Below are 25988 nucleotides of genomic sequence, written 5' to 3'. Positions count from 1 at the left end.
GCGGGTCCGGTCGAAGGCCGCGCGGATCCTCGTTGCGCCGCGCGGATCCTCGTTGCGCCGCGTGGTCGTCCGGGCCGAGCCGGGTGCCGGACCGGTGCCGGACCGGTACTAGATCGCGAGATCTCGCCGTTCCAGCAAGCGGAACGCCGCCAGCAGACCGAGCAGGCCGACGCCGGTGAGCACCCCCAGCGCCGCCCACGGCACACCGCCGTGGCCGAGCACGTCGCCCGGGGCGTAGTAGTGGAACGGGCTGAGGTAGCGCAGCGGCCTGGCCGGGGACCAGGCCAGCGCGACGAAGTTGAGCGCGAAACCGACCGCGCCGAAGACGACGGCCGCGCCGATCACGTACGCCCGCCGCCGGCTGAGCGCGGACACCGCCAGCACCGGGCCGGTCAGGCAGAACGCGAGGGCGCAGCCGAGCAGTCCGGCGGTGAGCACCGCACTCTCCGGGACGGCGTCGCGCAGCTTCGGGGAGAACGCGACCCCGAGCGCGACGGTCAGTGTGGCGGCGGCGTTGAGCAGTACCGAGGCGGCGACCAGGGCGCCGGCCCGTTCGGCGAGCAGCTGGCGCCGGGAGACCGGGCGGGTCATCAGCAGCTCGATGGTGCCGGACTCGACGTCGGCCGCGACGGCGGCGGCGCCGAGCGAGCCGATCACGGTGAGCTGGAGGGCGATCCAGAACGGGTGGGTGAGCCCGGCGCCGAGGAGGCCGGGGTAGCTGGCGATGGAGATGTCGCCGTTGGAGCCGCTGAAGGCCCGGAACGCGCCGGGCGGATTGCGGCGGGCGGCTCCGAACAGATCGCCGGGCGGGACGGTCCCGGCGATCACCACGATCAGGGTCTCGAAGACGACCATGCCGAGCAGCAGCGAGAGCAGCATCCGGCGCCGCCGGTGCAGGGCGAGCCAGACCAGGGGGAGGCGGCGGCTGACGGTGCCCGGGTTCACGGCTTCTCCTCGGCTTCCGGCCGGTGGTCGTGGTCCTCGGCTTCCGGTCGGCGGTCGTCGGGCAAGCGGCGGTCCTCGTCCGAGCGGTAGAGGTCGAGGAAGGCCTCGTCCAGGCCCGCCTCCTCCACGGTCAGGTCGGTGACCGGAAGTTCGGCCAGCAGGGTGCGCACGGCCGGGACCACCTCGTCCGGCGGCACCAGCAGCTCGACCCGCCGGCCGTCCCAGCGCGGGGACCACCGCTCGGCGGCGCCCAGTGGCCGGGCGCCCCGCTCGTCGGCGAAGACCAGCCGGACCCGGCGGGCCCGGGCCTGGCGCAGTTCGGCCACCGAGCGAACGGTCACCAGCCGGCCGTGGCGCACGATGGCGACCCGGCCGCAGGTGCGCTGCACCTCGGGCAGCACGTGGCTGGAGAGCAGGACGGTCCGCCCGGCGGCGGCCTCCTCGGCGAGCAGTTCGTAGAAGGTCTCCTGGAGCAGCGGGTCCAGCCCCTCGCTCGGCTCGTCCAGCACCACCACGGGCGGCCGGTGCTGGAACGACTGGACGAGGCCGAGCTTCTGCTTCATGCCGCGCGAGTACTCCCCGACCGGGCGCGCCAGGTCGGCGCGGGAGAGCTTCAGCCGCTCGCACAGCTCGCGCCGGCGCGGTACGGGGGCGCCCTGGAGGGCGGCGAGCAGGTCGAGGGTCTGCTGCCCGGTGAGCTCGGGGTAGAGCCGCAGTTCGCCGGGCAGGTAGCCGATCGAGGGGGCGAGCCGGCGGTGGTCGGCCACCGGGTCGAGGCCGAGCACCCGCACCTGCCCGTCGGTGGGGCCGAGCAGTCCGACCAGGCAGCGCAGGGTGGTGGTCTTTCCGGCGCCGTTGGGGCCGAGCAGTCCGAACACCTCGCCGGCCGTGACCGACACGTCCAGCCCCTCGATGCCGACCGTGCTGCCGTACCGCTTGGTGAGCGAGCGCAGTTCGATCACCGGGCCGGTGCCGTCGTCCGGTCCGTGGGTGTCCCCGTTCTGCGGCATGGCCACCTCCTGCTCGCTCCTGCTCTGGCGACGGATGCGTCCGACATCAAAGCGCGCCCGGCCGGAGTAGTCGAGAGACGCGGCCGGGACGGTTACCCGCTCGCGCCGTGCGGGCGGGTAACGGCTCGCGCCGTGCGTGCGGGCGGGCGGGCGGGCGGCTCACCCCTTGCACACGCCCAGCGGCACCAGGCGGGCGACCTGCCGGGCCAGCCCGGCGGCCTCGGTGACGGCGGCCACCGCGTCGACGTCCTTGTACGCCTCGGGTGTCTCCTCCGCCAGGGCCCGCCACGAGGCGGGCCGCACCGCGATGCCGCGCGCCTCCAGGTCGCTCTTCAGCTGCTCGCCGCGCACCGTGCGCAGCGCCTGGTGCCGGCTGAGCAGCCGCCCGGCGCCGTGGCAGGCGGAGCGGAAGGCCTCGTTGTCGGGCAGGCCGACCATGACGTACGAGGCGGTGCCCATGGTGCCCGGCACCAGGACCGGCTGCCCGGCCGCGGCGAGGTCGGCGGGCAGGTCGGGGTCGCCGGGCGGCAGTGCGCGGGTGGCGCCCTTGCGGTGGACGCAGAGCTTCCGGGGTACGCCGTCCACCTCGTGGGTCTCCAGTTTGGCGAGGTTGTGCGAGACGTCGTAGACCAGCTCCAGGCCGATGCCGAGCGCGGTGGCGAAGGCGCGGCGGGCCGCCTCGGAGAGCAGCTGCCGGTTGGCCCGGCCGTAGTTGGCGGCGGCGGTCATCGCGCCCAGGTAGGCGCGGCCGCGGGGCGAGTCGACCGGGGTGCAGGCCAGTTGGCGGTCCGGGAGGTCGATCTTGTAGCGGTGCAGTTCGCGGTCCATGGCGCGCACGTGGTCGGTGCAGATCTGGTGGCCGAGGCCGCGCGAGCCGCAGTGGATCATGACGCAGACCTGGCCGGGCCGCAGTCCGAAGGCGGCCGCCGTGGCCGGGTCGTGCACCCGGTCGACGGCCTGTACTTCCAGGAAGTGGTTGGCCGAGCCGAGGCTGCCGACCTGTTGCAGCCCCCGTTGCACGGCGCGGGTGCTCACCTCGCCGGGGGCCGCGCCGTCGAGGACCCCGTAGTCCTCGCAACGTTCCAGGTCGCGGGGCACGCCGTGGCCGTGCTCGACGGCGTAGCGGGCGCCGCCGAGCAGGAGTTCGTCCAGTTCCTCCGGTCCGGACAGCTGCCACAGGCCGCCCCGGCCGAGGCCGCGCGGGACGGTGCGGTCCAGCAGGTCCATGAGGCGGCGGATCCGCTCGTGGTCGAGTTCGTCGCGGTCGACGCCGGCGGCCAGCAGCCGGACCCCGCAGGAGATGTCGAAGCCCACCCCGCCGGGGGACACCACCCCGCCCTCGTCGACGTCGGTGGCGGCGACCCCGCCGATCGGGAAGCCGTAGCCCCAGTGCACGTCGGGCATCGCGTAGGAGGCGCGGACGATCCCGGGCAGCGTCGCCACGTTCGCCACCTGCTCCAGTGCCTTGTCGCCGGCGGCCTGCGGCAGCAGCGCGTCGGACGCGAACACCACGCCGGGCACCCGCATCGGCGGGCGCGGCTCGATCCGCCAGCGGTGGCGGCCCGCCGCGGTCAGTGCGATCTCCACCTCGCTCACCCGCTCCCGCGCTCCTGTGCCCCCACTTTCCCGTGTTCCCGCGTTTCGGCGCTCATCGGCACTCATCGGCGCTCAGACGTCCACGGTGACCTGGCAGGTCCAGCCGCCCGGCCCGGCGCGCAGGTCCAGGTCGTGCAGCGAGACGGCCTTCGGCACGGCGCCGACCAGCGCGGCGGTGGCCGCCTCGGCCATCCGGAAGCGGATCGCCACGGTCCGGGCGCCGTCCAGCCCCTGGATACGGCCGATCGCCAGCGCGACAGGCAGCTCGCCGTCGGCGTCCATCCGGTAGATGACCTCCTCCAGGACGCCCACGAGCAGGTCCGCGTCGCTCACCCCGAGGACGGTGCAGCCGCGCTCGCCGACGATCCGCGCGCCGCTCAGCTCGGCGAAACTGTCCACGACGGCGCGCACCAGCTCGCCGATGCAGCCCTCGGCCGTCGGCGCCCAGGCCTCCACCCGCAGGTCCGCCGTGTGCGGCACGCTCCGGTGACCGCTGTCGGACGGGCCCGCGGGCTCGTGTCCGTCCACGAGTGACGCCTCCCGAACCCGTTGCCGTCCTCACTCCAGCGTCGTCCCGCGAGCGGCCCGGGGGCAAGTGCGGCCGTCCCGGGCCGGCCGCCGGGAGAGTCCTACCGCGTACGTCCCAGCGAGGCGAGGTACGCGGCGGCAAGCTCGGGGGTGGCCAGCCAGGCGGCGTGGTCGCTCGGCTCGACGTAGGTGTTGGCGAGGCGGCGGGCGACCTCCTCGTGCTCGGCGGCAGCCGCGAACACACCTTGCAGGTGGTCCGGCATGGTCAGCATCGCGGCGGTGAACTCGACCGTGTGGCGGGCGTGTTGCTGCCAGAACCGCTCGGCGGTGCGGCACATCCAGTCGGCCGTGAACGGGGCGTTGCCGTGCTCGACGACGGCCCGCCGGTAGGCCTCCGCCGCGCGGGCGGCGCTGTTGGCGCCCTGGCCGGTGATCGGGTCGTTCACCACCACCGCGTCGCCGAGGCCCAGCACGTGGACGGCGTCCACGCCCGAGCCCAGCTCCGCCACCGCGTGCCGGACCGTCGGGGTGACCGCGCCGAAGAGCCCGGCCCCGGCGTCGGTCGGCTCGGCCTCCGACCAGAGTTCCGCCTCCCAGGGCAGGTACTCGCCCAACAGGGTGCGGATCCGAGCCAGTTGGACGTCCGGCTCGGGGCTGTCGCCGAACGCGTCCAGCGGACCGCCGGGCAGCGCCTCCCACAGCAGGATCGCGCAGGGGCCGGAGAGGGTGAGCGCCGGCTGGAGGTACAGCTCGCCGAGGCCGGGCAGGGCGTGCATCCGCGCGTTGGGCCCGGCGGCCGGGTCGGGCGCGCCGACGCCGTGCGCGTACAGGCAGGACAGCGCCCGCTGCGGCCGGTCGAAGGGCGAGCGGGCGGCGTCGCGGCCGAAGAGCCCGGCGAGTTCGCCGCGACCGGCCGCGACCACCGTCAGCTCGTGCTGCCGGGCCAGTTCGCGCAGCCCGTCCCGGTCCAGCGCGCGGTACTCGACCCGGGCTCCGCGCTCGGCCAGCAGCTCCAGCCAGCCGGCCAGCTTGAGCCGCTGGTCCACCGACTGGGCGGGCTCGTCGAGCGTCATGGTGAACTCCAGTGCCCGGACGGCGGGCGGCGCCGCCAGCACCGCCTCGACCGAGGAGACGGCCGGCGCCCGGTCCGCCCAGAGGTCCAGTCCGGCCGCCGCCTCGAGCCGCAGCGCCGGGCCGAACATCGCCTGGGTGGACAGCACCCGCCCGCCGCGGACCTGCTCCGGGGTGCGCTCGGCGACCAGCGTCACCTCGTACCCGTCCGCCACCAGCCCGAGCGCGAACTGCAGGCCGGCCTGGCCCGCTCCGACGACGGCGATCCGGCGCAACTCGGCCTCCCGGTGGTTTGCTGACGACTCGTCAAGCAGGCACAGTAGCCGAGCGGACGGGCTCGGTCACCAGTGCGGAGGGCGGGCCGGGCGGGCTCAGCCGCGCAGGCGGGCGGTGAGCAGTTCCACGACCTCGGCGGTCCGGTCGGCCAGGTAGAAGTGCCCGCCCGGGAAGACCCGCAGGTCGAAGCCGCCGGTGGTGTGCCGGTCCCACTGGCCGACCTGCTCCACCGTGGCGTTCGGGTCCGTCTCCCCGACCAGGCCGGTGATCGGCACCGACACCGTCGCGTCCGGGGCGCAGCGGTACGTCTCGATGGCGGTGTAGTCGGCCCGCAGGGCGGGCAGGATCAGTTCCTGCAGTGCGGGGAGCTCGAGGATCCGCTCGTCCGTGCCGCCGAGTTCGACGATCTTGGCGAGCAGCTCGTCGTCCGGCAGCTTGTGCATCTCACTGTCCCGGGGCAGCGAGGGCGCGCGGCCGGCCGAGACGAACAGCCGCTCGGGGCCCTTCACGCCGTCGCGCTCGAAGCGCCGGGCGGTCTCGAAGGCGACGGCCGCGCCCATGCTGTGGCCGAAGAAGGTGAGCGGCCGGTCCGTCCAGTCCCGCAGCTCGCGGTACAGCTGCTCGGCGAGCTCTCCGACGGAGCTGATCGGCGGTTCCAGGAAGCGGTTCTGCCGGCCCGGGTACTGGACGGCGAGCACATCGGCGTGCGGCGCCAGCGTGTTGGCGTACTCCAGGTAGTAGCTGGCCGAGCCGCCGGCGTGCGGGAAGATCACGACCCGGTCCGGCGCGGAGTCGGACGGGTTGAACCGGCGGAACCACGGGTTGTCGACGGCAGCGCTGCTGGGCATGCGGGGTGTGGCCTCTCTCCGTGACGGACTGTGCTGGTCCCAGTCTGGCAGCGCGGGGGTGGCCACGGGGTGTTGTGGTGATCACGCGCGCCGGTCCGCCGCCACCGCCCGGGACTTGGGACACCCGCGGAGTCTCCGGTCATGCCGAGGCCGAACGCCGCGCCGACCGCTGAGCGCGGGCCCCCGACCTTCGGCCCGCCGAGTTCAGTCCGCCGAGTTCAGCTCGCCGAGTCCGGTCCGCCGGCTTCGGTCCGCCGAATTCAGCCTTCCGTTCCGAACCGCACCGTCTCCGCGCGGGAGCGGGAGGCGGTGTCCAGCAGCAGGACGGACGAGGCCTCGGGCGTCGGCATCGGCCCGTCCGACCGCACGTGCCGGGTGAGGGCGGCCAACAGCCGCTCCAGGCCCCGGCGGTGGCGGGCGAACACCCGGGCGGGGGCATGCCGGCCGCGGGCCCGCTGGCCGTCCAGCGCGGTGGCCGCGCCGACGTCCAGCAGCACCAGGTGCAGCTCCCGGCCCCGGCGGCCCGCCTCCCGGGCCAGCCAGCGCCGCATCCAGGCGCGGCTGCCGCAGTCGTGCACCAGCAGCGGCCCGCCGCCCCGCACCGAGGCGCGCAGCAGCCGGAAGTGCTCCAGCCGCGCCCACGGCCGGTACACGGCGTACGGCAGGCGGGCCGGCATCACCGCTTCGCAGGCCTCGTGCACCGTCCGCGGGTCCACCGTGCGCACCGTCGTCCCGGACCACCGGCGCAGCAGCGTGCTCTTGCCGGCGCCCGGCAGCCCGGATACCACCACCACGGCATCGGCCGGGTACGCCACGACGAACCCCGCCCCGGCCGCACCGCGCAGGTCCACCACCCCGCACGGCGCCACGACCGCATCCACATCCACCCTGCCGCCCACCCGTTTCCCCTGTTCCCGTCCGACCGGGAACCCTAACAACCCCGCGCGGCATGACCCCGAGGGCGAGGTCGTCCAGGCGGGCCGGAATCCGCCCGAAGGTCCTCGGTCCGGGCTGCGGCCGGCGGTGCTCCTGTGGTCCGGGGCGACCGCAGGACATCCCTGGGGCCACTCTTCCATTAGGCTGACGCTCCGTCAGACAGGAGGCAGGCCATGGCTGAGGCGGGTCCGACGTACACCGGGCTGGTGCTGGGCGGGCTGGCGCGGGAGCCCGGGCGGGTGGCGGTCCGGTACGGGCACGACGGCACACTGACCGGGCAGGACTGTCTGGACGCGGTCCACCGCACCGCCCGGGCGCTGGAGCGGATCGGGCTGGGGCGCGGGGACGGGGTGACGGTGCTGGCCGGGAACCGGCCGGAGGCGGTGCTGGTGCGGCTGGCGGCGAACCTGCTGGGCTGTCGGGTGGCGATGCCGTACCCGGACGGGCCGGTGGCGGAGCAGGTGGCACTGGCGGAGTTCACCGGGACGTCGGCGCTGGTTTTCGACCCCCTGCGCTGCTCGGCCGCGGCCGACGGGATCGCACGCGCGGTGCCCGGGGCCGTCCTGCTCTCCCTCGGCCCGGCGCCGCTCGGGCTCGGGGTGGACCTCCTGGAGCTCGCCGCCGCTTGCTCCCCCGCCCCGCTCGGGCCCCGGTACGCACCGGAGGACGTGATGGCGGTGCGGTTCACCAGCGGCACGACGGGACGGCCGAAGGGCGTGCTGCGCCGCTTCGCCCGGCCGCCGCGCCCGCCGCTGCTGTCCGGCTCGACCTTCCTGCTGTGCACCCCGCTCTGCCACGGCGGTGGTACGACGGCGGACCTGGCACTGGCGGCGGGCGGCACGGTGGTGCTGCAGGACGGGTTCGACGCCGAGGCGGTGCTGGCGGCGGTGGAGCGGTTCCGGGTCTCCCGGATGTACCTGCCGCCGCACCTGCTCTACCGGCTGCTGGACCACCCGCTGCTGCCCTCGACCGACACGGGCAGTCTGCGCCGGGTCGGCTACACCGGCTGCCCGCCCTCGCCGCGGCGGCTGGCGGAGGCGACCCGGCGACTGGGCCGGGTGCTGCACCAGACCTACAGCCTGACGGAGTGCGGGCCGGTCGCCCGGCTGGGCCCGGACGAGCACCTGGACCCGCGGTTGCTGTCGACCGCCGGCCGCCCGTTCCCGGACACCGGGGTGCGGATCCTGGACGAGCACGGCGCGCCGCTGCCGCCGGGCCGGACGGGGGAGATCTGTGTCCGCACGCCGACCGCGATGGCCGGGTACTGGCGCGATCCTGAGCTGACGGCGCGGGTGCTGCGGGACGGCTGGTTGCACACCGGCGACCTGGGCAGCCTGGACGCGGCGGGCTATCTGACGGTGGCAGGGCGGTGGGACCCGATGGCCATCGTCGAGGGGCACAATGTGTTCCCCCGCGAGATCGAGGAGCCGCTGCGCGCCCATCCGGACGTCCGGGAGGCGGTGGTGTTCACGACCACCGACCCGGACCGGCTGGAGCGCGTCCACGCCGCGGTGGCGCTCAGACCCGGCGCCCGGGCGACGGTGGAGCAGCTGCACCGCTGGAGCCTGCAGCACTGCGGCACGCGGTGCGCTCCGGACACGATCCAGCTCCTGCCCGCGATCCCGCTGAACGGCCTCGGAAAGCCGGACCTCGGTCTCCTGCGCGCCCTGGTGGACGACGGCACCGGCCGGGCCGCCGCCACCGCAGGGGCGCGCAAAGGGGTGTGACGCGCCCCGTCAGTGCTTCGAGCGCCCACGCGGGCGACCTCTCGCGCGGCCCCCAGCGGGAAAACCGTCCGTGGGCACTCGACCGTGCGGCCCGACCTGCCGATACCTCCCCCGGCGGCCTTCCCCGCACCGTCCCCCAGGAGGCACTACCTTGACCTGGCTACGCGTCCTGACCGCACTGGGCATCCTCGCCGTGGCGGCCAGTGCCCTGCTCGTCTTCGCCCTCTGCACCGCCACCTCCCGGGGTGAGCGCGCCGCGGAGGGAGCGCCACCGGACCTCCGTACGGACGCCGAGGCCAGCGGCCTCTTCCAGCGGATGGACGGCGACAGCTGACGCCGCCCGCCCGCCGGAACCGGGTCAGTGTCCGGCGATGTCGTCCGGGCGGACCTCGATGTGGTCGGCCGCGAGGTCGACCGCCACCCGGTGCTCCATGCCCAGCGCCTCCAGGAACTTGACCGGCAGCTGCACCCGCCCGGTGCGGTCCAGCATCACGTACTCGCGCTCGTTCACCGACTCCTCACCGTGCTCGTCGGTCACGGTGCGGCGCAGGACCTCGCTGCTGGTGCGGCCGTCCCGGATGGCGACGGTGCGGCGGACCTCGCCGGCGACCATCGGGTCGTGGGTGACGATCACGACGGTGGTGCCGAGTTCGCGGTTGACGGTGCGGAAGGACTCGAAGATCACCCCGGCGGTCTCGGAGTCCAGCTCGCCGGTGGGCTCGTCGGCGAGCAGGACCGGCGGGTTGTTGGCCATCGCGACCGCGATCGCGACCCGCTGCTGTTGGCCGCCGGAGAGTTCGTCGGGGCGCCGGTGGGCGAGCTCCCCGATCTCCAGGGCCTCCATCAGCTCGGCCGCCCGGGCCGCCTGCTGCTTCGCGCCGCCGGCGCCCGAGCCGCGGCCGCGCAGCTGCATCGGCAGGGCGATGTTCTCGGCGGCGGTGAGGAAGGGCAGCAGGTTGCGGGCGGTCTGCTGCCAGATGAAGCCGACCACCTCGCGCCGGTAGCGCAGCCGCTCCTTGGCGGACATCTCCAGCAGGTCGCAGCCAGCCACGGTGGCGGTGCCGGCGGTCGGCACGTCCAGCCCGGCGAGGATGGTGAGCAGGGTGGACTTGCCGCTGCCGGAGGCGCCGACCAGGGCGACCAGGTCACCCTGCCGGATGGTCAGCTCCAGGCCCTGCAGCGCCTGGACCTCGACGCCCTCGGCGCTGAAGATCCGCACCAGCCGGTCGCAGACGATGGCCGCGCCCTCGCCGTACGCCGTGGGCGAGGCGGCGGCCAGCGCCCGCTGCCGGAGCTCCTGCAGGCTGGGGGCCTCGACGACCGCCTGCCCCTGGGGGGTGCTGTTCACCGCTCGTCTCCTGTCTCGACGGTCCGCACTACTCGTACTTTCTGCTTCATCGCGCCGGTCTCCGCTGGCCTGGCGGCCCTCGCCGCCGTCACGGCCCGTCCGTCCGGTTCCCCCGTCATTGCGGCTCCCCCGCGCGCAGTTCGGTGGCGATCTGGCGCCGGCCGGCGACCAGCGTCTCCGCCACCACCCCGAGGCAGACCAGCAGCGCCAGGCCCAGCGTGGGCAGCAGCACCGGCATCAGGGTGGGGGTCAGGGCGTCGCCGACCTTGGCGCCGACCAGTGTGGAGATGTCGAAGGCGGGCCCGAGCAGGCCGACCGCCGCCGCGGCGACCAGGCCGCCGCCGACCGCCGCCGCCAGGGTCTGTGGCAGCGCCTCGGCGATGATCAGCGCCAGCCCCTGCCGGGGTCGCAGGCCCATGGTCCGCAGCCGGGCGAGGACGGCGGTGCGGTCGGGCGCGGCCCGCAGCAGCGTCAGCAGGACCGCGAGCAGGGCGAACCCGGCTCCGGCGGCGGCCGCGTACCAGAACAGCCGTCCGGCGGCGTGCTGCAGCGGGTCGTCGGCGAGTGCGGCGGCGGCCTCCCGGCTGCTGTGCACCGTGTATCCGGCGGGCAGCCCGTGGGTGGCCTTTCCGGTGGCCGCGGCCTCGTCCGCGAACAGCTTGGCCAGGCCCGTCGGCTGGGTCACGCCGCCGTCCCGGAGGGTCGCCCTGACCTGCTCGGGGTCGGGGTCGCCGACCCCGAACCACTTGTTCATCCGCTTCAGCTCCGGCAGGCGTTCCGCGGCGGGGCCGGCGGGCACCACGACGAACGGCTTGCCCGGATCCGGCAGCGCAGGCGTCGCGGTGACGATCCCGGCGACGGTGGTGCGCAGCTGGTTCCCACTGGGCGTACGGACCTGCGGCGTGCCCGCGGCCAGCCGCTTGGCCAGGTCTCGGCTGAACAGCGCGGGCACCGGGGTGTCCGGGCCGCCGGGCGTACCGGCCAGCTTCGCCGGGTCGAACTCCCCGGCACCGACGGTCCGGGCGATCTCCGCGTACGCCGTCGGCTCGGCGACCACGAGGATCGCCTCGGTGTACTCCTTGTCCGCCCCGATGAACAGGGCCTTGGGCTCCACCCGGGCCCCGGTCGCGGCCCGGACTCCGGGCAGCTTTCCGGCGGCTTCGGTGAACGACTCGGACAGGGTGGCGTAGTCCGGGATGACGACGGAGACATCGCCACCGGTCGCGATGCGCGCGGCACGGGTCCGGACGTGCTCCACCGTGTCGAGCACGGTGGCACCGAATCCGGCCGTGGTGACGGCGATCAGCAGCGCCAGCAGCGGCAGCGCGGACGGCCGGCGCCGACCCGAGGTGTCGCGCGCCGCCCGGGCCAGGCCGAGGAAGCCGATCAGGCCTCGGCCGCGTCCGGCCAGCGCGGCCAGCCAGCCGACCACCACCGGCTCGATCCGGGCCAGCAGCAGCCCGCCGGTCACCGCGAGCAGCAGCGGGGCGGCCACCAGCAGGGGGTCCACGCCGGTGCCGGAGTGGCCGACGCCACGGCGCCGGACCTCCGCCACGGCCGCGACGGTGACCGCCAGGACGGCGAGTTCGCCGATCGTCCGGCGCCAGCCGCCGGGGCCCCGGGTGCGCGACCACAACAGGGCGGCCCGGGCCGGGAAGGCCAGCAGGGCGAGCAGCATCGCGGCGAGCGCCGCCAGGACCGTGTAGCCCCACCGGGGGGTGGGCAGCAGCACCACGGCGAGCACCGTGCCCAGCACGGCGGCGGGCAGCACGGTCGCCGCGCCCTCGCCGAGCAGCCGCCCCAGCACCCCGCCGCGCGAACCGCCGCGGGCCTGGAGCAGCCGGATCTCGGCGGTGCGCCGGTCGGTGTTCAGTGCGGCGGCCAGGCAGAGCACCACCACGGCGACGCCCGCGACGCCGGCCGGGCCGATCGCGCTCAGCGGCATCGCGGCCTGGTAGCGGGCGTCCGCCCGGTTGAGCACGTCGGTCAGGTTCGAGGAGGTGTGCAGGTCGGCGCGCTCGGTCGCGTCGACCAGCGCGGTGGCACCGGGCCCGGTCTGGAAGGACGCGATGGTGGCGCGGGTGCGGTCGAGCTGGTCGGCGCGCAGGGAGCCGGGGGCGACGGGCAGCCGCCAGAAGTTCTCACCGCCCGAGCCCCAGACGGCCAGCGCGGTCACGCTCGCGCCGTCCACGAAGCCGGTGGTCTGCCACCAGTTGGTGCCCTTGAGCGAGTACAGGCAGGCGCGGGCCGGGCAGCCGAGGTCGTCCCAGAACGGGTCCTGCGGATCGTTCACCCGGTAGAGGCCGACGACCAGGCTGCGACGCTGCGACGCGGGTCCTCCGCCGTCGTTGTCGATGGTGTCGCCGAGCTTGACGCCGATGGTCTCGGCCGCCTTCTTGCTCAGCACGATCGGCAGCGGGGCACCGAGGGCGGCGGGCGCGGCAGTCGGCCAGGTGCCGTCGGTCAGGGTCACCCGGTCCTCGAGGCCGTGCAGGTAGAGGAGGGTCATCATCGGCGGCGCGTTGTCGGAGAGCCGGGCGTAGCCCTGGTTGAGCATGGCGCCTGAGGCCTCGGCCCTGACTCCGTAGGCCTCGCCGGTCTGCGACAGCGTCAGCTCCCGGCCGACGCGCTCCGTGATCCTCCGGTGCACGGTGTCGAGGGCGGCGGCGGTGTCGGTCAGGCGGGTCCTGGTGGCGCTCTGCAGGCTGGTCAGGTTGAGGCCCTGGTGGCCCACGTAGTCCCGCAGGGCCGCGTCCGCGCCCCGGTCCGCGATCCGCGGGAAGGCCGCCGCCAGGAAGACGGTGACGAGCGCGAGGGCCGCCATGAGCAGCGCGGCCATCGGACTGGCGCGCAGCCTGGTGCGGACCCAGCGTGCGGGGCGGTGGGCGGGCTGGTGGGCGGTGTCGGGGGTGGGCACGGGGGTGCCGGCCTGGGTGGTCACATCTCCTCCACGAGGCGCAGCCGGCCGGCCACGTCTCGACGGCGGCGTCCGACGAGGAACGCCGACAGCAGCGGGACGACGGCGATCGCGGCGGCGAGCAGGAGCGCCCGGCCCACCGGCAGCCCGACCACCGCCTCGGGCAGCGGCCGGCGGGCGGCGGGGGTCAGCACGACGAACGGCACGATCAGATGGACGAGCAGGGCCCCGAGCCCCACGCCGACGGCACCGCCGAGGACGACCAGCAGAGCCGGCTCGGCCACGCTGGTGCGGGAGACCAGCCGACGGGGCGCGCCCAGGGCGAGCAGCAGGGCCGAGTCCTGGGAGCGCTGGCGGGCGGAGCCGGCCACGGCGGCGCCGAAACCGATCGCCGCGAGGACGGCGGTGACGACCGCGATGGCCGTCAGAGCACTCTGCGGGGCGGCGCCGACCGGGTCGCCGAGGAGGCCCTCGGCCACCTCGTCGTAGATCCGGACGTCCTGGGAACCGGGTCCCGTCCGGAGCGCGGCGGCGGCCCGGGCCGGGACGCGGTCGCCCGGGCCTGCGGCGGGCAGCCACCATTCGGCGCTGCCGGACACCGTGCGGCCTTGGGCGGCCAGCACGCGCGCGGTGGTGGCGAGGTCGACGAGGACCGCGCTGCGGCCCGCCACCGGCAGGGCCTCGACGGACGCGGTGACCTTGATCGGGAGGATGGTCCCGCTGAACGGCACCCGGACGGTGTCGCCGACCGAGGAGCCGGTCGCCTTCAGGTAGTCACGGGTGGCGACGCCCCGCACGGTCGTGGGCGTGCTCGTCCCGGCCGCCGCGCCGGCGCTCTGAGCGCCCGACCAGGCGGCACCGGACGGCACCGGGACGGCGGTCGCGGGCCCGTCGGCGGTGTCGGACACGGCCAGCCGGCGGACGAGGGCCGCCCGCTCGCCCTTGTTGCCGGCGGACGCGGTCACCCCGATCACGGTCAGCGGCGCGGCGGCGGAGCCCATCGGGGCGTCGACCAGCGTGCTCAGCGGGGCCGAGCCCCGGAGGTCGTGGTCGGCCGGGACACCGCTGAACGGGACCTTGTAGACGATGCCGAAGCGGTCCCGGAGGAGGAACGTCACCCGCAGGGCCTGGTCGGAAGCCGGGTACCCGGCCTGGTCGGTGGAGATGTCGGCGTCGATCCGCAACGGGTGGCCGGGCAGCGGCAACCCGTCCTCCGTTCCGGCGGGGGCGGGCTGGGCGAGCGGGCGGAACAGTTCGTCCCGGGTGTGCCCGTCCAGCAGGTCGCCGCGCACCGGAACACGGTCGGCGAAAGCGGCGGCGTCCACGGCGAGCACCTGTCCGGCGCCGGAGGGCAGTTGCTGCTCATCCCGCACCACGGGGACCAGCCGGTCGCCGCCCGGCAGGGCGCCGTAGCGGCCAGCCTGGCCCATCAGCGAGCCGTGCGAGGCGGAGATCCGCAGGCCGCCGAGCGTCTCGAAGGCCGCCTGGTCGCGCTGGGAGGCGGTCCAGGTGGCCTGCTGGCCGAGGGCGAGGACGCCGGTGGCCACCGCCATCACGAGCAGCAGCACGGGGCCGGTGGCCCGCGCGGGCTGACGGGCCAGCTGCCAGCCGACCATGGCCGGGCCGAGGCCGCGGCCCCCGGCAGCCACCCGGGCACCCAGCCGGGCGGCGAGCGGCAGCAGACGCAACACCACCAGGGTGCCCGCGCACAGCGCCAGAGTGGGGGTGGCGACCAGCAGCAGGTCGACGCCGAGCTTGCCCGAGGAGTCCGTGGAGAGCCCGCCGCCGTACTGGTCGAGCTGCTGGTAGGCGAGGGCGGCCAGGGCTAGCACGGCGAGGTCGCCGCCGTTGCGGGCGATGCCGGAGACCACGGCCTGGCGGCGGCCGGTCCGGCGGCGCAGGGCCGCGCCGGCACCGCGCAGCAGGCTGGGCACGGTGGCCAGCACGATGCAGGCGAGGGCGCCGAGCGCGGCCACCGGCCAGAGCGCCGCGCTGATGCCGGTGTCCAGGGCGACCTGGTGGGACCGGCCGAGGCCCGCCAGGACGCGGACCAGGAACGGGGTGAGCAGCGGCGCGAACACCGCCGCCGGGGCCGCGAGCAGCACCAGTTCCAGCGCGGTGAGGGCACCGAGCCGGGTGCCGGAGGCGCCACGGGCCGCGAGCAGCTCGTTCTCCCACTCCTGACGGGTCGAGATCAGACGGACCACCAGCAGCAGGGCCGCTGCGGCGAGGACGGCCAGCTGCAGGGCGCCGATCAGCAGGGTGGACCGGGCGACCATCATGCCGGCCGACAACTCGCGCATGAAGTCGGCCAGTTCGGTCTTCGCGCTGAGCGACGCGGTCTTCCGCAGGTCGTCGGCGAGGCCCTGGGAACGGTCGCCGATGGCCTGGGCCGTGTCCTGGCCGACGCCCGCGAAGTCGGCGTCGAGCAGCCAGCCGCGGCTGCTCTGCAGCAGACCGCCCACGGTGAAGGCGCTCTGGTCGACCATCATCGGACCGAAGGTGGTGAAGTCGCCGACCTCGACCTCGTGACCGCCGACCGGGTCGATCCGCCAGTACGGGTCGAACGGGTCGACGGCCCGGTAGGCACCGGTGACCCGCACGGTCAGCGGCTTGCCGTCGAACCGGTCGGCGAGCTGCACATCGGCGGGCAGCGCCTGCTCGGTCAGGCCGAGGCGGGCCAGCACGGTGTGGGGTACGGCCACCTGCGGGGCGGCGGACTGGACGGGCCCGGCGGCGGCGCCCGGCCACGCCCCGGCGAGCAGCCGGACGCGGCCTCGGTCGATATCGGCGAGGACCGTCAGGTCGACCTTGGCCGCGGCGGGCGCGACGGGCGAGGCAGGGGTTCCGGCCGCGGCAGGGGTTCCGGCCGCACCCGCCGTTCCGGCCACACCCGTCGTTCCGGCCGCGTCGCCGGTCGGCAGGCCGTAGGAGCGGCTGCGCAGCATGCTGTCGGTACGCACGGGCAGGTCGCCGAACAGCTTCTGCCGGTAGGAGGCGAGCGCCTCCTCGTCCTTCGACCGCTGGTCCGGCCCGTGTTCGGCCGTCACCACCACCGTGGTCCGGGTGTGACCGGGGCCCTGGAGCGCCTGCCGCAGGCCGGCCTGACCGACACTGCTGTTGAAGGTCACCAAGGCGGTCAGCACCGCCGTGGTGATCAGTACCGTCAGCAGAACGGCAGCAGCCAGCGGCAGTCGCCCGCGCAGCCGGCGCACGACGAAGCCGAGCATCAAGTTCCTCCCCCGGATGACGTCCCCGGTAGCGTCCGCCGACCCCGCCCACCGACCCGACCCGGGCACAAATCGGCCACGGATGGACACATCGAGGACACACCGGCGCATTGATCACCGGCATTCGATCACCGGATAGCGGACGATGCTGTCAGATGCGATCCAGGAACGGAAGGGACTTGCGCGAATCAAGTAAGTAATGAGCAAATTCTTTCCATTGGTAGCATCCCGGCCGAGGCTGTACCGCTGGAATGCCATGCACACTTCACAACTCTGGCTCCACTGCGCTCCTTTGGCCGGGGACTCCGCTTTTCCGGATTCCCCATCGGGAACGTGAACCGACGGAGCCACCGCATCCGTAGACACCGGATAGGACCGGGTCGCCACGCCCACAGGGGGGACGCCGCATGACGCAGGATCAGGCCGCCACCGCCATCGCCACCACGACCACCGAACCAATGGTGGCCGTGACCGACCTCCGACGCAGTTTCGGTACCGGCGAGCGGACGGTGCACGCCCTGCGCGGCGTCTCCTTCGCCGTCGGCCGAGGCGAACTCGCCGCGCTCAAGGGCCGGTCCGGCTCAGGCAAGACCACCCTGCTCAACCTGGTCGGCGGCCTGGACTCCCCGACCGGCGGCAGCATCTCCCTCGACGGCATCGACCTCGCCGGACTGAACGAGGACGGCCGACTCGCCCTGCGGCGCGAGCGGATCGGCTTCGTCTTCCAGTCCTTCGGGCTGATCCCGATGCTCACCGCCGCCGAGAACGTGGGCGTGCCGATGCGGCTGCGCAAAGTCCCGCCGGCCGAGCGCGAGGAGCGTGCACACACCCTGCTGGCGCTGGTCGGCCTGGCCGACCACGCCAACCAGCGCCCCGGCGAGCTCTCCGGTGGCCAGCAGCAGCGCGTCGCCATCGCCCGTGCGCTGGCCAACGAGCCCGGCCTGATCATCGCCGACGAGCCCACCGGTCAGCTGGACTCGGAGACCGGCCGCTCGATCATGGAGCTGCTGCGCGCGGTGGTGCGCAGCGAAGGCGTCACGGTGCTGGTCGCCACCCACGACCCGACGCTGATGGGGCTCGCCGACCGCGTGATCGAGCTCCGGGACGGGCGGATCGTCGAGGAGGGGGCGGAGCAGGCCGCGTAGCCGAAGCGAGCGGCCCGCTCGCCCGGGCCGGTGCGGCATGACGGGGCGCGGGGATGCGGGGTGCGTCCTCACACCTTTCCGCGCTTACCCCTGCCTTTCCGTGCTTTCCTGTGCCTCCTCCTGCCTCCTCGCGCCTCCTCGCGTCTTTCTGGCTCCGCCGCGTGGCGGGTGGGAGGACGGTCAGGCCTTGGCCGGGACGATGGACTGCGCGTGGTGGAACACCTCCTCGCCGTCCCAGTACGCCTTGGCCCGCTGCAGCCGCGCGTAGTTGTCCTTGTAGTACAGCCGGGGGTAGGCCGGGTCGGGCTGGTTGGCCGTGCCCAGGTCGACGTCGGGGTAGTTGACGTAGGCGCCGTCGGTCGCGGTGTCGATCTCCGGAATGCCTCCGGTCTCCCGGTAGACGTCGCGGTAGAAGCCGCTCAGGTAGGTCAGGTGGGCGGTGTCCTCCGCAGGATCGGTCCAATAGGTCTGGTACTGCAGCTTCATGACCGAGTCGCGCTGCGGGACGGCGGTCTCCTCGGGCCGACGGGTGTTGATCCGGCAGCCGTAGGAGTCGATCTGGACCAGCGTCTTCGAGAGGTCCGCCCCCTCGACGTCCCGCACCAGCCAGTCCCAGAAGGTGGCGATCTGGGCCGGGCCGAACGGCTCCCGGTGGTAGGCGGACTTGTACTTGCCGCGCTGGTTGTCGCCCGAGGGGTTGAGTGTCATGGTGGCCTGGAACCACGGCAGTTGGCGTCGCTTCTCCGGGTACGGCAGGAACAGTCCGCCGGCGGCGCGGGTCTGGACCACCGAGCGGGTGGCCATCCCCTGCTCGACGGCCGCCACGAAGGCGTCGAGGGACGCCGGGTCGTCGCCGTCCCACTGGCTGAACAGGACGACGTTCCCGTTGGAGTGGTGGGTGAGTTTCAGGATGGCGAACAGCCCCTGGTACACGGACTCCTGCGGGCCGCTGTGCTCCGCCATGAAGGTGCCGAAGTTGCGCACCAGGGTCTCGAAGTCGGCGGGCCGCTCGAGCAGTTCGGCCCACGGCCAGGCCACGCTGCTGAGCCAGACCCGGGGCGGCGGCTGGGGTGCCTCCGTCGCGAAGTGGTAGCGCAGCACCACCCCGAAGTTCCCGCCACCGCCGCCGGTGTGGGCCCAGAAGAGGTCCTGCTCCGGCGAGCCCTTCGCGTCGTCGCGGTGCGCCTCCGTCACCACGGCGGTGCCGCCCCGGACGGTGACCACGTCGACCTGGACGAGGTGGTCCACCGTGAGCCCGTGCCGCCGGGAGAGCAGACCGAACCCGCCGCCGCAGATGTGCCCGCCCACACCGACCGAGTAGCAGGACCCGGCGGGCAGGGTGACGGCGTACTCCCGGAACAGTGTGGTGTAGACGTCCCAGTTGGTCGCGCCGCCCTCGACGCAGTAGGTGGGCCGGCCGAACTTGTCCGTCGAGGCGGCGACGCCGCGCATCGTGCTGAGGTCGAGGATGACGCCGCGGTCGTTGTCGACGAAGCCCTCGTAGCAGTGCCCGCCCCCGCGGACCGTGGGCCGCAGTCCACGGTCCAGGGCCCGGTTCAACTCGGCGACGGCGTCGGCCTCGTTGCCCACCAGCCGGATGTAGGCGGGGCTGCTGCTCCACCGCTGGTTGAAGCCCTGGCCGAGCGTCTGGTACCGGGGATCGCCCGGCAGGATCGACCGCCCCTTCGGCAGTTCCCTGGGCACTCCGCCGGCCGCCGCCGCACTCATGGAACCGACGGTGACCCCGGCTGCCGCCGCGCCGGCACCGCCCAGGAATCCCCGCCGGGAGGATTTGCCCTGCATGCTCCGTCCCCACTTTCTCGATTCGAGAGAAGCCGGCTGGGCGCACGCTAACACGGGCATTCGACGGTGGGAAATAATTTATAAAAAGTGTGACAGTACGTCATTTTCGGTGACCTATCCGAATGCTGACGCCCGGCGCCCCAGCGAACCCCATTGTCAGTGGCATCGACTACGGTCACCGAAAACTCGACGGAACCCACTCCCTGGAGGTTCGATGACGATCTTCTTTCGCTTTCCCCGCGCGCTCCGGGAACTCGGCCGGAAAACACGGTTGTGGTGGCCGGCAACACCGCCGACCACCACAACCGTCGTCTCATCCGTCAGGCGCCCGAGGGCCGGGCCGTCAGACCGCCGGGAAGATCTCCGCGTCCGGCTTCAGCAGCTGGCCCGACTTCGGCGCGGTGCCGTCCACCAGGTAGCGGGTGACCAGACCGTTCAGCGCCGTGCTGCGGCCGACGGCGCAGTGCTCGATCGAGTCGACGCTGACCAGCACGGCGTTGCCCAGCTCCTGCTGCATCCGCTGGGCGAACTTGTACTGGGTCGCCGGGTCGTAGAGGTTGCCGATGACCATCACGGTGTTGGAGGTCTTCTTGTTCCACGGGCCGGAGAAGCGCTCGGCGTCCCGGGCCGGGGCCGGCCAGCTCGCGCACGCGGGCGCGTCGAAGGCCTGGTAGCGGCCGAAGGTCGGCGACTCCTGCTCCCAGGTCTTGGCCACGTTCGCGAACACCCGGTCGTTCGACGGGTACGGCTTGTCCTGGCAGTTGACGCCCATGTAGGAGTCGTCCGCGGTGTACTCGGAGTCCACCGGGGCCTCCCGCAGCGCCCGCGGCACGTTCACCGAGAGGAGGTTGGCGTCCTCCTCCGCGACGTTCGCCTTCGGCGCCAGCAGGGTGGCGGCGCTCGACTTCTGCAGCACCTGGTAGGTGGCCTGCAGCGACTTGGCCAGCGGGGCCAGCTTCGCCTGCGAGTACAGGGCGCCGGCGACCTCGCTGGTGAAGCTGCTCAGCGTCACCTGGGAGCCGTTCGGCAGCGTGATCGGGCTGGTCCGCAGGTGGTCGCGGAGCCCGTCGAACTTGGCCCGGGTGTCGCCCTCGCCGAACGCGCAGCGCGGGGCGCCGGCCGTCTGGCAACGCTTCAGGAACTCGTCCAGGGCCAGCTCGAAGCCGCCCGCGCGCTGACGGTCGTACTCCAGGCCGTTGTGCAGGCGCAGGTTCGGGTCGACGTTGCCGTCGATGATGATCGCGCGGACCTTGTTCGGGTACATGTTGGCGTACGTCGAACCGATCAGGGTGCCGTAGGAGAAACCGGCGAAGGTGAGCTGGGCGTCACCGACGGCACGGCGCATCCGGTCGAGGTCGCGCACCACGTTGATGGTCGACATGTGCTCGATCAGCGGGCCCGCGTTCTTGCTGCAGGCGTCCGTGTAGTCCTGGTCCGCGTCCAGCGTCTCGTTGACCTCGGCCTTGGCGACCGGCACCGCGACCATGCGGTTGTTGACCGCGTCGGCCTCTTCCTGGGTCTTGAAGCACTTGAGCGGGTTGCTCCGGGCCACGCCACGGGGGTCGAAGCCGATCAGGTCGAACTTGGACTGCACCTCGGGGCCGAAGCGGCTGGTCGTCGCCCACAGGTAGCCACTGCCGCCCGGGCCGCCCGGGTTGAGGAACAGCGAGCCGATCCGCTTCGACGGGTCGCTCGCCCGCCGCCGCATCATGGCGATGCCGACCTTCTCGCCCGACGGGTTGTCGTAGTCCAGCGGCACGGGGTAGACGGCGCAGTCATAGATGCCCGGGTCCGGCTTGCTCGGATCGGGGTTGCACGGCGTCCAGGCGACAGGGTCGACCTTCGCCTCGGCCAGACCCGGGGCCTGGTCGATCGGCGCCGCCGAGGCGGCGACGGCGGAACCAGTGACAAGGGCGAGGGCGCAGGCGACTGCTCCGGCCATCGTGGATATGCGGGACAAGGAACCTCCTTGGTAAAGGGCTGCCCCAGACTGTCAGCCGGAGATCTCCGTGTGAAGACCTCGGAGCAGCGGAATATTGTCCGCGCATCATGCCGAACTCGGCGGAATATTCTGTGAATGAACCAACTTGACGGCTGATTGACCTAACGGTCAGTCATTTTGCCGCCGATCCTCCAGACGCTCTCACCCGACGGCCGGCCCGGCCGAGTCGGGTCAGGTCGCGGGTGGCGGGTGACGGGTGACGGGTGGCGGGCCGCCGGTGGGATCCGCGGCAGGGGCGCCCCTATTTCGCGATCGGCTGCGCCAGGTTGTCCTCGGCGACCACCTGGTAGACGGCGTTAAGCGTCGGCGGGCCCACCAGGTCCTTGATCCGCTCGAAGCGGCGCTCCTCGACCGGGGTGAGCCGCTCCATCCAGGCCCGCATGGACTCCGGCCCGTGGTCGCCCTCGATGAGCGCGATGGTGATGATCTCCCGCGAGTCCTCCAACGCGGTGGCACTGATCACCCGGGTGCGCGGGTCGTCCGGGAACACCTCGTCCGGGATCCACGCCTTGCGGAACTCCCCGTACTCCACACCCTCGTTGAGCTTGCGCACCATGACGGCGACGAGCTGCATGACATCCTCCCCGGACTTCGTTTCTTGCAGTGCAAGAAGTTGACGTCGAGTATTCTTTTCTTGCACTGCAAGAGTTGTCAAGGCCCCACCGGAACCGCCCCGGTGACACCCGGAGCCCAGGAGGAGCAGATGCCGAACCGGCGCACCCGCCCGAGAACGGGCCTGACCCGCGAGAAGATCATCGACGCCGCCCTCGCCTACGTGGACGAACACGGCCTCGCCGCGCTCTCCAACCGCAAACTCGGCGCGGCACTCGGCGTCGAGGGCATGACGCTCTACCACTACGTCCCCAGCAAGGCCGCGCTCCTCGACGGCATGGTCGAGCGCCTGCTGGAGCTGTCCGCCGGAGACCTCTTCGCCGAGCCCAGCGGCCCGTGGGCCGAGGTCGTCCGCGAATTCGCCGTCGAACTGCGCCGACTGCTGCTCGACCACCCCGCCATGCTCACCGTCCTGGCCACCCGCCCCGCCGCCACCCCCAGCGCCCTCGCCCTGCTGGAACGCGGCATCACCGTGCTCCACGAGGACGGCGTCCCGCTCGGCGACGCACTCGACGTCCTCAACTCCGTCGTCCGGTGGACCATCGGCCACACCCTCGGCGAGGTCGGCGAGACCCCCCACCACGAGGGCACCGAGCCCGAGCCCGAGCAGTTCGCCGCCCTGGACCGGAACACCTACCCCCAGCTCGCGAAGGCCTTCGCCACCGGCGAAGGCCTCGACTCCGAGCAGTGCTTCCAGCGCACGCTCCGCATCCTGCTCGCGGGCTACGCCGCCGAACTGGAGCCCACCCGGGAGAGGCGGTCGTGACCGGCTAACTCCCGCTCGCCCCGCGCAGGGCGGCCGCCACCAGCCCCTCGATCTCGTCGACTCCGGGCTCTCCCCCGCCCACCAGGCGGTCGAAGAGCAGGCCGTCGATGCAGGCGAGCAGCGTGCCGGTCCGCCCATCGGGGTCCGGCGCGCCCCGCTCCGCCAGGAAGGCCCGGACGGCGGCGCGCCCCGCGTTCTCCCGCGGCACGAGGATCTCCCGCAGCTCGGGATCGCGCACGCTCTCCACCGCGCACGCGTACCGGGCGAGCGAGCGGCGCCGCCCCTCGCCGCTCAGCCGACGAAGCATCAACTCGTGGATACCGTCGACCAGTTCCTCCACCGAGCGGACGGGTACCGACTCCCCCATCACCTGCAGCTCCCCCTGGTCCAGCTCCACGAGCCGGCGCACCAGCGTGGTGAGCAGCGCCTGCCGGGTCCGCAGGTAGGCCGAGGTGGTCCCCACCGGCAGCCCCGCCGCCGCGTCCACCGCCCGGTGCGTCAGCCCCCGCACCCCCAGGTCCGCCAGCACCCCGATCGCCGCGTCCGCCAACACCGTCCGCCGATCCGGCCGCCCCTGCTCCTCATCTCGCCGCATCCCCCCTTTCTACCGGCAGCAGCCCCCGGACCACCCACCGGCACCAGCGGCTCAGCCCCTGCCCAGCTGCCTGGAAACCACGGCCCACCAACCGCTCCCGAGCAGCCGGCCTCCGATCGACCCACCCCCACCGGACGGCACACCCCCGGCCCGACCGCCTCCTCCGCCGCGCCCACCCCGCCCAGCCCGCCGGTCACTTCCGACAGCCCCAGGCCCAGGACCGCGCTCGGCGCGCCTCCACACCTCCAGCCCGGCCACACGCCGGCCGGAGGGCGCCGCGTCCCTGCGAAGCGCCGAGGCATCGGGGTGGAGGAGAGTACGGACGGGTGGCCGGGGCCGCGATGCCGCCGGGGTGATCGGCCCTGCGGAGTGCGGGGCAGGGCGAGCGGGGTGGGAGCTGTAGCGGGCCCCTCCGGCCCCAAGCCCGTATAAGCCCGTAGTACGGTCCTTCTACATCTGTAGAAACCAACTGGGCGACACGGGAGGACCGGGCATGGGTGGCAACAGCGCGGTGGTGGTCGGGGGCGGGATCGGCGGGCTGGCGGCCGCGATCGGGCTCCGGCTGGCGGGGTGGGGCGTGACCGTGGTCGAGCGGGCGGCCGTTCTGGACGACGCGGGGGCCGGCATCTCGCTGGCCGCCAACGGGATGCGCGCGCTCACCGCCCTGGGCGTCGGCGAGGCGGTCGAGGCGGCCTCGCGCCGTCAGTACACCGGCGGCACCCGTACGCCGGACGGCCGCCGGCTGGCGGCGATGGACGGGCAGGCGCTGGAGCGGCAGCTGGGCGCGCCGATCGTGGGCATCCGGCGCGCGGACCTGCATCGGATCCTGCGCGAGGCGCTGCCGGCGGAGTCCCTGGTGATCGGCACCGAGGTGACCGATGTGGACACCACACATCCCTCCCGGGTCCGGGTCACCGCCGGGGACACCACGCTGGACGCCGACCTCGTCGTCGCGGCCGACGGGATCAACAGCCGCCTCCGGCACCGCCTCTTCCCCGCCCATCCCGGGCCGGTGTACAGCGGTTCGACGGTCCTGCGGGCGATCACCGAGCGCCCGATCGACGGGCTGACGGCCGACTTCGAGCTGACCTGGGGCCACGGCGCCGAGTTCGGCCACATCGCTTTCCCGGACGGTACGGCCGAGTGGCACGCCGTCGTCAACGCCCCGGCCGGGCTCCGCTACCGGGACCCGCTGACGGAGGTCCGCCGCCGTTTCGCGCGCTGGCACCAGCCGATCCCCGCGCTCCTCGCCGCGACCCGCCCGGAGGCGGTGCTGCACCACGACGTGAACGAGCTGGTCACCCCGTTGCCCTCGTACGTCGCGGGTCGGATAGCCCTGCTCGGCGACGCCGCGCACGCCATGACGCCCTACCTCGGCCAGGGCGCCTGCCAAGCCCTGGAGGACGCGGTGACCCTCGCGGCCGCGCTCGCCGAGGTGCGGATGGTCGAGGGGCGGTCGATCGAGGGGCGGTCGATCGAGGGTGCGCTCGCCCGCTACGACGCGGTGCGCCGTCCGCGCAGCCAGACCGTCGTCCGCGATGCCCGGCGGGCCGGCCGGATGGGTCAGCAGCTCACGAACCCGCTGGCGGTCGGTCTGCGCAACACCGCGATCCGGCTGACCCCGCCGGGCGTGATGGTCCGGACCGTCCTGAAGCACGCCGACTGGACGCCGCCCCGGATCACACCCCGCGCCGTCTAGGATCTCGGCACCCGCGGCCGGCCCACAGACGCTCGCCGGGTTGCCGCAGTCAACGGGTGTCGGCGCGGCCGGTGGCAGCGACGGTGGCGCCCGGGCCGATCACGGCCAGTCCTCCCGTGCCGCCGATCAGCACGCTCGGTCCCGGGATGGCGGACAGGAGAACGGACACGGTGCAGAGGGCCCGGAGCCGGCGAGGACTCATCATGCGCGGGATCGTCTCCCGCGCACAGTCGATCGCTCCCCAGCGACTTTCGGCCCGGAATCGCCGAGCGGGGCTTGACGGGGAATCTGATGAGGCGCCATATTACTTTTCGTGACGCAGCACTCCGAGCCCGACCCCGGCGCCCCGACCCTCGATCAGGCCCGCCGCCAGATTGCCCGCTACGGCCTTCCGGCCGACCCGCAGGCGGTTCTGGTCGCGGCCCGGCTGATGACGGCGGGGGCGCGGATCGGTCAGGCCGGCGAGGTGCATTTCGGCCGCTTCGGGCTCTCCACCGGCCGCTACCGCCTGCTGGCCGACCTGGAGGACGACGGCGGCGAGAAGTCGCCATCCCAGCTCGCGGCGAGCCTGGGCGTGTCCCGGGCGACCGTGACCGGCCTGGTCGACGGCCTGGAACGGGAGCGCCTGGTGGCCCGCCGCCCGTCGACCGAGGACGGGCGCGGCAATGTGGTGATCCTGACCGCGCGCGGCGCGGACAAGTTGCGCGACCTGGCGCCCGAGCACTTCGCCCGGATGCAGGCGATGGTCGGCGGCCTCTCCGTCGAGGAGCGCGCCACCTTCCTCGCTCTGCTGGCCCGGGTGGTCGCGGGCATCGACGCACTGACCGCCGACTGAGCACGAACCGGCCACGCACCGACTGCGCACCAGCCGCACATCGACCGCGCACCGACTACCGCACCCCCAGGCGGGCCCCCGGACGGCCCGCCTCCTCTC

The 25988-nt window shown here is 73.8% G+C and carries 21 protein-coding genes; 6 read left to right on the top strand and 15 right to left on the bottom strand.

The genetic code is table 11. The features are described 5' to 3' along the window. Positions 1–108: 108 nt before the first annotated feature. The 7 genes from ACZ52R_RS05540 to ACZ52R_RS05510 all read right to left on the bottom strand — a co-directional run bounded on the left by ACZ52R_RS05540 (position 109) and on the right by ACZ52R_RS05510 (position 7155). Entirely contained in the window at positions 109–945 is an 837-nt protein-coding gene (locus ACZ52R_RS05540) for an ABC transporter permease (RefSeq protein WP_465660986.1), read from the bottom strand. Beyond that, positions 942–1955 carry an ABC transporter ATP-binding protein gene (locus ACZ52R_RS05535; protein ID WP_465752807.1) on the bottom strand — a complete coding sequence of 338 codons (1014 nt, stop codon included), beginning with the start codon at positions 1953–1955 and terminating at the stop codon, positions 942–944. The genes ACZ52R_RS05540 and ACZ52R_RS05535 overlap by 4 nt, the downstream gene beginning before the upstream one ends. Before the next feature lie 159 nt (positions 1956–2114). Next, the gene (locus tag ACZ52R_RS05530; RefSeq protein WP_360491198.1) at positions 2115–3551 is read right to left on the bottom strand and encodes an RtcB family protein; all 1437 of its coding nucleotides are present in this window, start codon (positions 3549–3551) and stop codon (positions 2115–2117) included. Between the two features lie 72 nt (positions 3552–3623). Then, the gene (locus ACZ52R_RS05525; protein WP_360491201.1) at positions 3624–4079 is read right to left on the bottom strand and encodes an archease; all 456 of its coding nucleotides are present in this window, start codon (positions 4077–4079) and stop codon (positions 3624–3626) included. A gap of 101 nt (positions 4080–4180) precedes the next feature. After that, positions 4181–5425 carry a styrene monooxygenase/indole monooxygenase family protein gene (locus ACZ52R_RS05520; RefSeq protein ID WP_465660989.1) on the bottom strand — a complete coding sequence of 415 codons (1245 nt, stop codon included), beginning with the start codon at positions 5423–5425 and terminating at the stop codon, positions 4181–4183. Between the two features lie 96 nt (positions 5426–5521). Further along, positions 5522–6274 (bottom strand): thioesterase II family protein, encoded by a 753-nt coding sequence (locus ACZ52R_RS05515; protein WP_465619596.1) that lies wholly within the window; start codon positions 6272–6274, stop codon positions 5522–5524. A 260-nt stretch (positions 6275–6534) separates the two neighbouring features. Then, the gene (locus ACZ52R_RS05510; protein WP_465660991.1) at positions 6535–7155 is read right to left on the bottom strand and encodes an AAA family ATPase; all 621 of its coding nucleotides are present in this window, start codon (positions 7153–7155) and stop codon (positions 6535–6537) included. A 228-nt stretch (positions 7156–7383) separates the two neighbouring features. Between ACZ52R_RS05510 and ACZ52R_RS05505 the strand changes: the two genes are divergently transcribed. Next, the gene (locus ACZ52R_RS05505; protein ID WP_465660993.1) at positions 7384–8937 is read left to right on the top strand and encodes an AMP-binding protein; all 1554 of its coding nucleotides are present in this window, start codon (positions 7384–7386) and stop codon (positions 8935–8937) included. A 151-nt stretch (positions 8938–9088) separates the two neighbouring features. Continuing rightward, positions 9089–9271: a hypothetical protein gene (locus ACZ52R_RS05500; RefSeq protein WP_360491216.1), complete on the top strand. Its 183-nt coding sequence runs from the start codon at positions 9089–9091 to the stop codon at positions 9269–9271. A gap of 24 nt (positions 9272–9295) precedes the next feature. On the opposite strand, the gene ACZ52R_RS05495 is transcribed toward ACZ52R_RS05500, so the two are convergent. The 3 genes from ACZ52R_RS05495 to ACZ52R_RS05485 all read right to left on the bottom strand — a co-directional run bounded on the left by ACZ52R_RS05495 (position 9296) and on the right by ACZ52R_RS05485 (position 16432). Continuing rightward, complete coding sequence (locus ACZ52R_RS05495; protein WP_465660994.1) at positions 9296–10285, bottom strand: ABC transporter ATP-binding protein; 990 nt, start codon at positions 10283–10285, stop codon at positions 9296–9298. 115 nt (positions 10286–10400) lie between these two features. Further along, on the bottom strand, positions 10401–13226 hold the full coding sequence (locus tag ACZ52R_RS05490; protein ID WP_465660996.1) for a hypothetical protein: 2826 nt from the start codon (positions 13224–13226) through the stop codon (positions 10401–10403). Then, entirely contained in the window at positions 13223–16432 is a 3210-nt protein-coding gene (locus ACZ52R_RS05485; RefSeq protein WP_465752805.1) for an FtsX-like permease family protein, read from the bottom strand. Before ACZ52R_RS05485 ends, ACZ52R_RS05490 begins: the two co-directional genes overlap by 4 nt. 407 nt (positions 16433–16839) lie before the next feature. On the opposite strand from ACZ52R_RS05485, the gene ACZ52R_RS05480 reads away from it, so the two are divergent. Then, on the top strand, positions 16840–17577 hold the full coding sequence (locus ACZ52R_RS05480; protein ID WP_360491228.1) for an ABC transporter ATP-binding protein: 738 nt from the start codon (positions 16840–16842) through the stop codon (positions 17575–17577). A gap of 180 nt (positions 17578–17757) precedes the next feature. On the opposite strand, the gene ACZ52R_RS05475 is transcribed toward ACZ52R_RS05480, so the two are convergent. From ACZ52R_RS05475 to ACZ52R_RS05465, 3 genes are all read right to left on the bottom strand, one after another. Beyond that, positions 17758–19305, bottom strand: a complete 1548-nt coding sequence (locus ACZ52R_RS05475) for an FAD-binding oxidoreductase (protein WP_465619609.1) — start codon at positions 19303–19305, stop codon at positions 17758–17760. A gap of 418 nt (positions 19306–19723) precedes the next feature. Continuing rightward, positions 19724–21340: an alpha/beta hydrolase gene (locus tag ACZ52R_RS05470; RefSeq protein WP_465619611.1), complete on the bottom strand. Its 1617-nt coding sequence runs from the start codon at positions 21338–21340 to the stop codon at positions 19724–19726. 283 nt (positions 21341–21623) lie between these two features. Then, entirely contained in the window at positions 21624–21956 is a 333-nt protein-coding gene (locus ACZ52R_RS05465; protein WP_465661000.1) for a hypothetical protein, read from the bottom strand. Positions 21957–22085: 129 nt separating this feature from the next. Between ACZ52R_RS05465 and ACZ52R_RS05460 the strand changes: the two genes are divergently transcribed. Then, on the top strand, positions 22086–22760 hold the full coding sequence (locus tag ACZ52R_RS05460) for a TetR/AcrR family transcriptional regulator C-terminal domain-containing protein (RefSeq protein ID WP_465661002.1): 675 nt from the start codon (positions 22086–22088) through the stop codon (positions 22758–22760). Between the two features lie 4 nt (positions 22761–22764). Here ACZ52R_RS05460 and ACZ52R_RS05455 read toward each other — a convergent pair whose 3' ends face one another. Then, positions 22765–23355: a TetR/AcrR family transcriptional regulator gene (locus ACZ52R_RS05455; protein WP_465619617.1), complete on the bottom strand. Its 591-nt coding sequence runs from the start codon at positions 23353–23355 to the stop codon at positions 22765–22767. Between the two features lie 493 nt (positions 23356–23848). Between ACZ52R_RS05455 and ACZ52R_RS05450 the strand changes: the two genes are divergently transcribed. Next, positions 23849–25054, top strand: a complete 1206-nt coding sequence (locus ACZ52R_RS05450) for an FAD-dependent monooxygenase (RefSeq protein ID WP_465619619.1) — start codon at positions 23849–23851, stop codon at positions 25052–25054. A gap of 49 nt (positions 25055–25103) precedes the next feature. On the opposite strand, the gene ACZ52R_RS05445 is transcribed toward ACZ52R_RS05450, so the two are convergent. Then, entirely contained in the window at positions 25104–25259 is a 156-nt protein-coding gene (locus tag ACZ52R_RS05445; RefSeq protein ID WP_465619621.1) for a hypothetical protein, read from the bottom strand. 108 nt (positions 25260–25367) lie between these two features. On the opposite strand from ACZ52R_RS05445, the gene ACZ52R_RS05440 reads away from it, so the two are divergent. Further along, on the top strand, positions 25368–25889 hold the full coding sequence (locus ACZ52R_RS05440) for a MarR family winged helix-turn-helix transcriptional regulator (protein ID WP_465619623.1): 522 nt from the start codon (positions 25368–25370) through the stop codon (positions 25887–25889). Positions 25890–25988 lie beyond the last annotated feature (99 nt).

It is taken from the genome of Kitasatospora sp. NPDC034023 (assembly GCF_055575795.1).
Note: the sequence above shows the minus strand (reverse complement) of the source record. Positions and strands in the feature narration are given on the sequence as shown.

Excerpts from the sequence above, each read along its gene's own strand:
- ACZ52R_RS05535 (WP_465752807.1), bottom strand. The coding sequence starts at position 1,955 with ATGCCGCAGAACGGGGACACCCACGGACCGGACGACGGCACCGGCCCG.
- ACZ52R_RS05515 (WP_465619596.1), bottom strand. The coding sequence starts at position 6,274 with ATGCCCAGCAGCGCTGCCGTCGACAACCCGTGGTTCCGCCGGTTCAAC.
- ACZ52R_RS05505 (WP_465660993.1), top strand. The coding sequence starts at position 7,384 with ATGGCTGAGGCGGGTCCGACGTACACCGGGCTGGTGCTGGGCGGGCTG.
- ACZ52R_RS05485 (WP_465752805.1), bottom strand. The coding sequence starts at position 16,432 with ATGCTCGGCTTCGTCGTGCGCCGGCTGCGCGGGCGACTGCCGCTGGCT.
- ACZ52R_RS05480 (WP_360491228.1), top strand. The coding sequence starts at position 16,840 with ATGACGCAGGATCAGGCCGCCACCGCCATCGCCACCACGACCACCGAA.
- ACZ52R_RS05475 (WP_465619609.1), bottom strand. The coding sequence starts at position 19,305 with ATGAGTGCGGCGGCGGCCGGCGGAGTGCCCAGGGAACTGCCGAAGGGG.
- ACZ52R_RS05465 (WP_465661000.1), bottom strand. The coding sequence starts at position 21,956 with ATGCAGCTCGTCGCCGTCATGGTGCGCAAGCTCAACGAGGGTGTGGAG.
- ACZ52R_RS05460 (WP_465661002.1), top strand. The coding sequence starts at position 22,086 with ATGCCGAACCGGCGCACCCGCCCGAGAACGGGCCTGACCCGCGAGAAG.
- ACZ52R_RS05455 (WP_465619617.1), bottom strand. The coding sequence starts at position 23,355 with ATGCGGCGAGATGAGGAGCAGGGGCGGCCGGATCGGCGGACGGTGTTG.
- ACZ52R_RS05450 (WP_465619619.1), top strand. The coding sequence starts at position 23,849 with ATGGGTGGCAACAGCGCGGTGGTGGTCGGGGGCGGGATCGGCGGGCTG.
- ACZ52R_RS05445 (WP_465619621.1), bottom strand. The coding sequence starts at position 25,259 with ATGATGAGTCCTCGCCGGCTCCGGGCCCTCTGCACCGTGTCCGTTCTC.